Annotated in this window: 10 protein-coding genes; all 10 read right to left on the reverse strand. The window is 29.8% G+C overall.

The features are described 5' to 3' along the window. The coding region (gene rplA, locus ACNF36_RS02660; RefSeq protein WP_418303635.1) for a 50S ribosomal protein L1 at nt 1-542 on the reverse strand (542 nt) is incomplete at its 3' end. A 2-nt stretch (nt 543-544) separates the two neighbouring features. Next, nucleotides 545-1,138, reverse strand: coding sequence for a 50S ribosomal protein L11 (gene rplK, locus ACNF36_RS02665; RefSeq protein ID WP_418303636.1), 594 nt, complete (start codon nt 1,136-1,138; stop codon nt 545-547). A 165-nt stretch (nt 1,139-1,303) separates the two neighbouring features. Further along, entirely contained in the window at nt 1,304-2,329 is a 1,026-nt protein-coding gene (locus tag ACNF36_RS02670) for a hypothetical protein (protein WP_418303637.1), read from the reverse strand. Nucleotides 2,330-2,331: 2 nt separating this feature from the next. After that, nucleotides 2,332-3,069 carry a triose-phosphate isomerase gene (gene tpiA / locus ACNF36_RS02675; protein WP_323188392.1) on the reverse strand — a complete coding sequence of 246 codons (738 nt, stop codon included), beginning with the start codon at nt 3,067-3,069 and terminating at the stop codon, nt 2,332-2,334. A 68-nt stretch (nt 3,070-3,137) separates the two neighbouring features. Beyond that, on the reverse strand, nt 3,138-4,403 hold the full coding sequence (gene obgE, locus ACNF36_RS02680; protein WP_418303638.1) for a GTPase ObgE: 1,266 nt from the start codon (nt 4,401-4,403) through the stop codon (nt 3,138-3,140). Between the two features lie 123 nt (nt 4,404-4,526). After that, the gene (gene secDF, locus ACNF36_RS02685) at nt 4,527-7,124 is read right to left on the reverse strand and encodes a protein translocase subunit SecDF (RefSeq protein WP_418303639.1); all 2,598 of its coding nucleotides are present in this window, start codon (nt 7,122-7,124) and stop codon (nt 4,527-4,529) included. Between the two features lie 65 nt (nt 7,125-7,189). Further along, complete coding sequence (gene ruvB, locus ACNF36_RS02690; protein ID WP_323177350.1) at nt 7,190-8,146, reverse strand: Holliday junction branch migration DNA helicase RuvB; 957 nt, start codon at nt 8,144-8,146, stop codon at nt 7,190-7,192. Continuing rightward, nucleotides 8,118-8,720: a Holliday junction branch migration protein RuvA gene (gene ruvA / locus ACNF36_RS02695; protein WP_418303640.1), complete on the reverse strand. Its 603-nt coding sequence runs from the start codon at nt 8,718-8,720 to the stop codon at nt 8,118-8,120. Before ruvA ends, ruvB begins: the two co-directional genes overlap by 29 nt. A 90-nt stretch (nt 8,721-8,810) precedes the next feature. After that, nucleotides 8,811-9,011, reverse strand: a complete 201-nt coding sequence (gene rpmF, locus ACNF36_RS02700) for a 50S ribosomal protein L32 (protein WP_257088893.1) — start codon at nt 9,009-9,011, stop codon at nt 8,811-8,813. 135 nt (nt 9,012-9,146) lie between these two features. Further along, on the reverse strand, nt 9,147-9,287 hold the full coding sequence (locus ACNF36_RS02705) for a hypothetical protein (protein ID WP_418303641.1): 141 nt from the start codon (nt 9,285-9,287) through the stop codon (nt 9,147-9,149). Nucleotides 9,288-9,416: the final 129 nt, after the last annotated feature.

Below are 9,416 nucleotides of genomic sequence, written 5' to 3' on the forward strand. Positions count from 1 at the left end.
GCTTTTCCGATTAATGAGTGTACAATACCAGCTTTGTCTGTACGGTAGTTAGCTTTACCTTTTTTAAGTTCTTCAACAGCTTTTTCAGGTGTTGGAGTAACTGTACCTGTTTTAGGGTTTGGCATAAGACCTTTAGGCCCTAATTTTTTACCATATTTCCCTAATAAAGGCATCATAGCTGGGTCAGCTACCATAACATCGAAATCAAATTGATCTTCTTTAATTCTTTGTTCTAATGCTTGTGCATCAACAACAATATCTGCACCAGCTTCTTGTGCAGCTTTTTGTTTTTCAACATTGTTTGTAGCTACTAAAACTCTGATTGATTTACCTGTTCCGTTTGGAAGTAATACAGCTCCACGTAATTGTTGGTCTGCTTTACGAACGTCTAAGTTTAAGTTGAAAGCTAAATCGATTGAAGCATCAAATTTTGCGTAAGAAGTTTTTTTAGCAAGCTCAATAGCTTCAGCTAAATCATAAGCAACTGTTCTGTCAAATGCAGCTCTAGCAGCTTTTAAATTTTTAGAAACTCTTTTAGCCATAATTATTCTGCTCCTTCTTCTTTGTCGTGTTCGTGTGAAATAACGTTAACTTCGATTCTTTCACCTTTTGTTGCAACAAGTTCTTCAGCTTCTTTGTTTAATTCAGCTTCTCTAGCTTCAGCTTTTGCTTCTGCTTTAGCTGCAGCAGCAGCTTCTTTTTTAGCTTTAAAAATGTCGTCGTATCCTTCTGCTAAAACACCCATTTGTTTAGCTGTACCAGCAATTGTAGCCATAGCAGCGTAAACATCATCTGTGTTTAAGTCAGGTAATTTGTATTCAGCGATTTCTCTTAATTGGTCTTTTGAGATTGTAGCAACGATTGTTGTTTTAGCGTTTGAAGCACCTGATTGAATTTTTGCAGCTTGCTTAATTTTGTATGAAGCAGGAGCTGTGAATAATTTGAATTCGAATGATTTGTCTTTGTAAACTGTAATTTGTACTGGAACTGGTTCGTCCCCTCTATCTCTTGTAGCATCGTTAAAAGCTTTTGTAAATTCTGGCATGTTAACACCAACTCCAGCAAGAGCTGGACCTGGTTTAGCTTTACCAGCAGGGAATTGCAACTTAGCAATACGTTGAATTTCTTTTTTTGCCATAAACTCTGTATCCTTTCGATATGGTGGTCAAACGATATTTTTTATATCTCCCACATTAATTTGGCAATATTGTGTATATTGCTTTTTTATTATAATAAAAAAAATCATTTTTGATAATGATTTTAATGTGATTGATTTTTAGACTTTTAGCACTGTGTGTATGACTTAAATGTTTTTAATTTTATCTCTTAGATTCTGTGTTTTTTTAGAAAGATTTTCATAATCATCTGATAGACTTTCTAAATATTTTTTAATGTTTTCTCCATTAAATTCTGCTTCATTAACTAATTCAATTGCTTTCTCAAGTCATCTTAAGTTTTTCTTAAGAATTTCTAATAAGTCCTCATTTGCAATTGATTTAGAAATTTTATCAAGTATTACAATGTTATCAATTTGTCTAAATAAATTAATTTTATTGAGTGTCTGCATTCTTTTTTTATCAACTGATTTTAATTCAGTCGTTATTACATTTTTAGCTTTTATCCTATGATTAAGAGTTTCTGGATTTTTGTAAATAAAATCAATTCTGTGAATATCATCTGAATTATAAATTCTTAATTCATTTAATATTGTTGTGATTTCTGCATTGTTAAGAAAATTCTTATTCTTTTTCTTATATTGTGCTTCAAAAAGAGCGAAACCAGCCAAAGAGGCAATTAAGCCGGGATCTGACTCATCAGTAATCTTGCGAATTGATTTTTTCTTAAGAATTTCTATTGTATTTTTAAAGTAGCTTTTATCTTCATAACCTTTAGACATTCACTTTAATGAAATTTCTTGTTTAGATGTAAATTTATCCTTAAAAATATTTGCATTATGACAAATTGTTTGGTTGCCTAAAACCGTTTTTATGATTGTATTCTCTAAAACTGGATTTCAGCCATAAAACACAAACTTCTCATTAATATTATTAACAGTTAAATCTTTGACCTTCATTCCATTTAATTTAGCTATATCAGCTAACAATTTAATTCTGAATTTTTTGAAGTATTCTTTTTTGTCGTAATTTCTAAAGTTAATAACATTTGTTTTTATTTGCATTTCTTGGTTTTTATCATTATTTGGATATTTCCCAATTGTGTATGCAAACGGAATTGAATGAAACTTCGATGTCTTTAATTCGTCATAAATAAGAGCATGTCTTCTATCTATTGCTTCGAAGTCAATGTATATTTCTATTTTCTTATTCATTTTTACCTAGTTTTTAAAGCGTGCTTAATTACTTCAATAAAGTTATCTAATTGCAATGATGCCTTACCAACTAAAAATCCATTGATATTTGGTTGTGCGCATAATTGTTCAATATTTTGACTTGTAACACTTCCTCCATATTGAACAATAACTTTGTTATCTAGCAATTGCGAAATGAACCCACAAATTTCATTTGCAAATTCAGGAGTAGCTGAATGACCTGTTCCTGTAGCTCAAATCGGCTCATAAGCAATGATGAATTTATCTAAATCAAGACCTTTAGTTGTTTCTAAAACTTGTTGCTTAATAATTTCTTTAGTTTTATTGTTTTGATAATCTTCTAAACTTTCACCAACACAGATTAAAGGTGTAATCCCGTGTTCAATAGCAATTTTAGCTTTAACATTAACTCTTTCATTAGTTTCAAAGTGATGTAATCTTCTTTCGTTGTGTCCTAAAATAACGTATCTAACGTTTAAATCATTCAGCATAAGAGCACTAACTTCACCTGTGAATGCACCGAATTGATGAATAGACATATTTTGAGCAACTGGTAGTACAAATTTACTTATAGCACTTGTGAATGCAGGTAAACTTGGATAAGGTGCTGCAATTCCAACTTTAATGCTTTTAGGAATATTTAATTCCTTGAGCGATAAAACTAAATCATCTAAATAACTCAATGTTTGAGTATAAGTTTTATTCATTTTTCAGTTTCCGATTATTAAAAAATCTTTCATATTTACCTCTTTTATTTATTTTATTTTATTTAAAGAAAATAAAAAGAAATCAATAATTAAATTATTGATTACTCTTCATCTGTTCATTCAAATTGGAAACCGTAAATAGAAACAGTGTCGCCATATTTAACACCTTTTCTAATTAACTCTTCTCAAACACCCATTTTCTTTAAGATATTATTAAATCTAACAAGGTTGTCAAATGTATTGATTGGAATACGGTTGTATAATTCTTCAACTTTTTTACCTGAAACTTCGTAGTATCCGTGATATGGATTTGTAACAACAAAATCAGGTTCATACTCAATAACTTTTTCCTCTTCTTCTTTTTCTTCAATTGGTTGAGCTTTGTTATTGATAATTAAGTCTCATAATTTAGCTTTAACTTCTTCTAAGTTTTCACGTTTGATTGCAGAAATTGAAACAACTTCAACATCCGGATATTTAGCTTTGAATTCTTTTAAGTGTGTTTTGAAAGCTGGTAAATCTTCTTTGTTAGCAATTACTAATTGTGGTTTTTGCTCTAATTTTAAATTGTATGACTTAAGTTCATTGTTAATAACCTCATAATCTTCAATAGGATTTTTTTCTTCTGAACCGAAGTCAATAATGTGAGCTATAACTCTACAACGTTCAATGTGTTTTAAGAATTGAATTCCTAAACCTTTGCCTAATGCAGCACCTTTGATTAATCCAGGTAAGTCAGCAACTGTAAATGAATCGTCAAAATATTTAACCATTCCTAATTGTGGCACAAGAGTTGTGAATTCGTATTCAGCAACTTTAGCTTTTGCATTTGAAACAGCATTTAAGAATGTTGATTTTCCTGCTGACGGCTTACCTACAACACCAACATCTGAAAGAATTTTCAACACAATGTGTGCTTCAAATTTTTCTCCAGGTAATCCATTTTCAGAAATTCTTGGAGCTGTATTTTTAGCTGTTTTGAATTTAGTGTTACCTCTACCACCTTTACCACCAGAAGCTATTAAATATGGCTTATTTGGTTCAATAATATCAGCAACTAAACGCTTACCATCATAAACCAATGTCCCGACAGGTACCTTAACGTATGTGTCTTCTGCATTGGCTCCATAAAGGTTTTTAGGACCACCTTTAACTCCATCTTTTGCAACGATACGTTTGTTTTGGTAGAAAGTTAAAAGAGTATTTTTACCTAAGTCACCTACAAAGTAAACATTTCCTCCTCTTCCTCCATCTCCACCGTCTGGCCCACCTTTATCAACGTGTGCTTCTCTACGGAATGAAACCATACCATTTCCACCACGTCCAGCTTGAATTGATACATAAACTTCATCTATAAATTTGGCCATATTTTTCCTCCTTTATGGTAATTAATTTAAATTAATGTAATTATATTCTAAAAATATAATTAAGTTATGCAAATGCATTTGTTTTTGTTAAAAAAACAAACTCACGTTTGTGAGTTTGAAATTTTAAAGATAATCATTTACTCCAGCAAATGTTTGCTCATCTGGACGGTTAATGTTTCAGTAACCTGTATCAATTCTCTTTTGAATTTTTCTTTGTTTGTGCCCTTCTAACATTGCTCATACTCAAGAACAAATGAAGATTGATGAGTAAACTCCGATTGAAATTCCAAATAGCATAACAATGTTAAACGACATATTTGTAGCATTGTTAAAGCATAATAGAACTAAAATAGCTAGAATTGTTGTTCCTGATGTATATAAACTTCTCTTGAATGTTTGCGCAATTGAGTGGTTAACAATTGACTTTATATCATCTTTTTTGAGAATTTTTCCATTGAATTTAGTTTTAATTGTTTCACGTATCTTATCAAATGTAACAACAGAATCATTGATACTTAAACCTAAAATTGATAACATAGCTGCAACTATGATTGTTGAAACTTGTAATCTTGTAATTACAATGAAAGCAATAACCATTAAGAAGTCGTGAACTAAACCAATAATTGCTGCAATTGAGTAAGTTCAGCTCATTCTGAATAATAAGTAAACAATAATTCCAACAAAGCTGATTACCGTAGCTAAAACTGCATTTAATACTAATTTGTTAGCTTCACTTGTTGAAATTGTGTAACTAATAATTTCAAGGTTTGCATTATTACTTAAAATATCAGCTCTAATTTTTTCAACAACATCTGCTGATAATGATTGACTTGTTTTAATCATTACAACATATTCATTTCCTGAAGCACTTGCTTTTGAGAATGAAACTATTTGGTCAACATTTTCAATATTGTATTTTGCAGCATTATCTGCAATTACTTTTTTAATAGATTCAGCATCTTCTAATGTAATAGCAGAACCAATCGATGGTTGAACAGTTATATTTGTTCCTCCAGCAAATTCAAGTGATTTATTAAATCCTCCTCAAATATTGTGTTCAGATGCTGAAAGTGAAATGAACACAATCAACCCAATAAGAACAAATATAGCAGAACCAAGTGCAAATCATTTTGATTGTTTCAAGTAATCAAAGTTTTCGATCATTGCACCAAGTTTAGTTTTATGGTTAATGTATCTTTTTCTGATACCTAACATATAAAGTTTGTTATCGAACATACCTGTTCCAACCAACATTGACGCTAAAAATCTTGAAAAGACTAACATAATTAACAATGTACATAAAACAGATAATACAAGTGTAATACTAAATCCTTTCACATCTTTTGTACCAAAGTAGAATAGGATAAATCCAACAATTAAAGTTGTAACGTTTGCATCGATAATTGATGACATACTTAGCTTATTGGCATTCCTGAAGGACTTCTTCAGCGAGTCTCCTGTGTAAACTTGCTGTTTTAGTCTTTCGAAAGTAATAACGTTTGCATCGACACTAATACCAATTCCAATAATCAAGGCAGCTAATGTAGCTGGTGAATATTCCCCTCTTAATACTGTGAAGATTAGTAATGTTAAGAAAATATAAAGAGCAATTGAGATTGTTGATAATGCACCAAGTAATCCATAGTTAACTAACATAAATATTGAAATTAAACTGAAGATAACAATTCCGGCAATCATTGCATAGTTAAATGATGAATTATTTAAATCAGGTTGCACATAAACATTTGACAATACTTCTAACTCATAATCACTTAAACCAAAGTTAATTTGGTTAGCTAAGTGTTGTGCTTCTTGAGCTGTGAAATTACCTGAGATTTGTACACTTTCACCATTTAATGGCTCATTAACTGAAGCGTTTGAAATCATATAAGCATTTGCATTAAATTCAAACTCTTTTAAAGCATTTTCAACTCTTCTAGGGAAACCGGTTGAATTATCAATTGAGTAAGCTTGATTTGTAACGTGAATAAAGTTTCATAAATTATGTCCTGATTGATCTCAATCTTCAGGGAACTCATTTTGTGCAATTGATAATAATTTTTCAATATTTAATCACATTAAAACACGTTTGTCTTGTTGACTTGAAACATATTCAGTTGCTTTTGTTCATTCAACTTGACTATCTGGTCTAAGTTTTAGACTAACTGAGTTTTTACCATTTGATGTATTTGCTTGTGATGTTGCAGAATCTTGTAAAAATGGTGGAATTCATTTTGAAGCAGGTATATCTGTAGGAGAACCATCCACTCCAATAGGCTCACCAACTTTAAATGAACCTTCATAGAATAATGGTCTTAACTGTGCATCAGTAATTGTCAATAATGGTTTATCAACAATTTCATTTTGGAAAAGAATTCTCTCTGAATCGGTTAATTGACCTGATTTAGTGATTCTTATTTTTCCATCACCTTCAGAACTAACTGTAATTCCATTTAAACCGGTACTATTAAGTCTGTTATATAACGATGTGTTAACAAGATTTGTAAGTTGATTGTCTGCGTTCTTTTTATCTTTTTGAACTTGGACTAAAACTTCAATTCCTCCACCATACTCAATAGATTTATTTACATTTTTACCAATGTAAAATAAACTACCAAAAACAATAGCTAAGATTGTTGAAATAATTGTGATAGTGCTTATCACAATTCTCTTTCAATTGCTTAACTTAAAAAATTCTGATATTCTGCTTCTTAATTTCATAATTAGTATTAATTCTACCAAAAATATGCTTTATTTTTTATCTATAAGATAAAAAGAAATTAAAACTAAATTGACAAGTTTTGTCTTAGTAAATAATCTATTCCTAAAGATGTTATTTTTCTTCCTCTAGAAGTTTTTTGCACTAATTTTAAGAGCAATAAGATTGGTTCTATTTCATTGACTATATCGTATTTGTTATGTAAGGTTAAACCGACAATAGTGTCTAATGAAACTGATTTTTCTTCAAATCCATCTTTTAAAATTTGAAGATATTCAATATGATCCTTTGTTAAACCATATTCATATAGGTCAAGATATTTAAAAGTTTTCTTAATAATTTGCTTTGTAATTTCGCCTTTTTCTGAAGAAAGTGCGAAGTCTAAAACTCTATAAATTAAGTGATTTGCTAACCTAGGTGTATTTCTTGAATAGGAAGCAATGTACTTAATTAGTTCGTCATCTAAATTTAAATTTAACTTTGAACAAGTGATTTTTAAGATTTTGCAAATATCTTTTAATGTGTAATTAACTAATCTTCCAATGTAACCAAACCTATCTTTAAGAGGTTGTGAAATTTCATTGAATTTTGTAGTTGCTCCAATTAATGTGAATGGTTTTAATTTCATTCTGATCGGTCTAGAATTTCCATCTACACCTATGATTAAGTCAAAAACAAAATCTTCCATTGCAGCATAAAGAAATTCAACAACATTTTTATTAATGCTGTGAATTTCATCAATAAACACAATATCATTTTCATTTACAACTGATAAAACACTAATTAAATCAGCTTTCTTTTCAATGTTTGTGCCTTGTACAAAGTGAATTTTGCTGCCTTTTTGGTTAGCTATGATAGTTGCTAAAGTTGTTTTACCCATACCAGGCATTCCATAAAATAAAATGTGATCTAAAGGTTTATTTTGAACTTTAGAACTCTGTATCATTGCTAAAAGTGTTTGTTTTAATTTATCTTGACCAATGAATTTTTCAAAACTATGCGGTCTTAAATCTATTGTCTTCATCTTTTTGAGTTGCTATAAATTTAATGCTTTCTTCTACCATATCTTCGAGCGATTGATTTAATTTAACATTTTTAACTGCACTTTCAATTTGACCTTTGGTAAATCCTAAAATTAATAATGATTTATATAACTCATCTTTCAGTTGTAATTTTTCAGCTTTTTTAGCATCTCCATTTGTTAATATTTTTGCTCATTTGTTACCTAATTCAAAACAAATTAAGTTAGCCATTCTTTCAGTAACAAATGGGATTGATGCTAATTCTTCAGTTTTGTGATCAACGATTAAGTGAGCTACATATTCTCATCCTTTTTCAAGAATGCTCATTGCAATTTTAGCGCCTACTTTTTCTATGCCAATAAGGTCGATAAATAATAACCTTTCTTTAAATTCTTTGAACCCATAAGTGTGTGTCATATAATCTGTTCTGTATTCAAATAAATATAGTTTTGTCTTTTGTCCAACTTCTCATCTTTTGTCGTCAGCAACAGTTACTATGTACCCATCTCCTTTTGATTCTAAAATAATGTTTGATTTGTTTTTATAAACTATTTCTCCGATTGAATATAATTTCATTTTTTGTCCTCCACTTATTTAGTAAAAACTCTCAAAAAGGAACAAAAAAAGAACAGTTACCTGTTCTAGTTTATAAATTTAATTAAATTATTAGTTGTTACGATCTAATAAAGCTTTGTACCCTTGTACTTTTTTACCTTTATAAAATCCACAGAATTTACATACAACATGTTGTTCAATTTTGTTTGAACATTGCTTGCAATTTACAAGGTTAGGTAATTCTAATGCTGAATGACTGTTTCTTTTGTGTTTACGTTGTTTTGACGTTTTACGTTTTGGAACAATGGCCATTGTTACCTCCTTTTTAATATTTTGACTAGTCTAAAAGCTTTTATATTATAGTATAAAAGGTAAAAAATAATAGTCCATTTTTATATTTTTTAGTGATATTTTCCAATGAAAAAAAGTAGCAAATGCTACTTGTAATTATTTGATAAGTGAAACTTCTGTTGAAGAATCTAATTTTTGAACCACTTGATCAAGTGTGATTAATTCTTTTTTCAATAGCTCTGATGTAACGATTGGAAGGATTACTGCACATAAGAAACCTATAATTTGTAAAATCATATGTTTTCTAAATAGTGATGCATATTTTGAATCTAATTTTCCATTTGCAATTAATAAACTGGGACACTAAAAATGGACAGAAGGTTTAATTAGACATAATAACACCTCAATGATGTTGGGGTGTTTTTC

Origin of the sequence: Mycoplasma sp. 4463, assembly GCF_048381515.1 — a bacterium.
Lineage (GTDB): Bacteria > Bacillota_I > Bacilli_A > Mycoplasmatales > Metamycoplasmataceae > Mycoplasmopsis.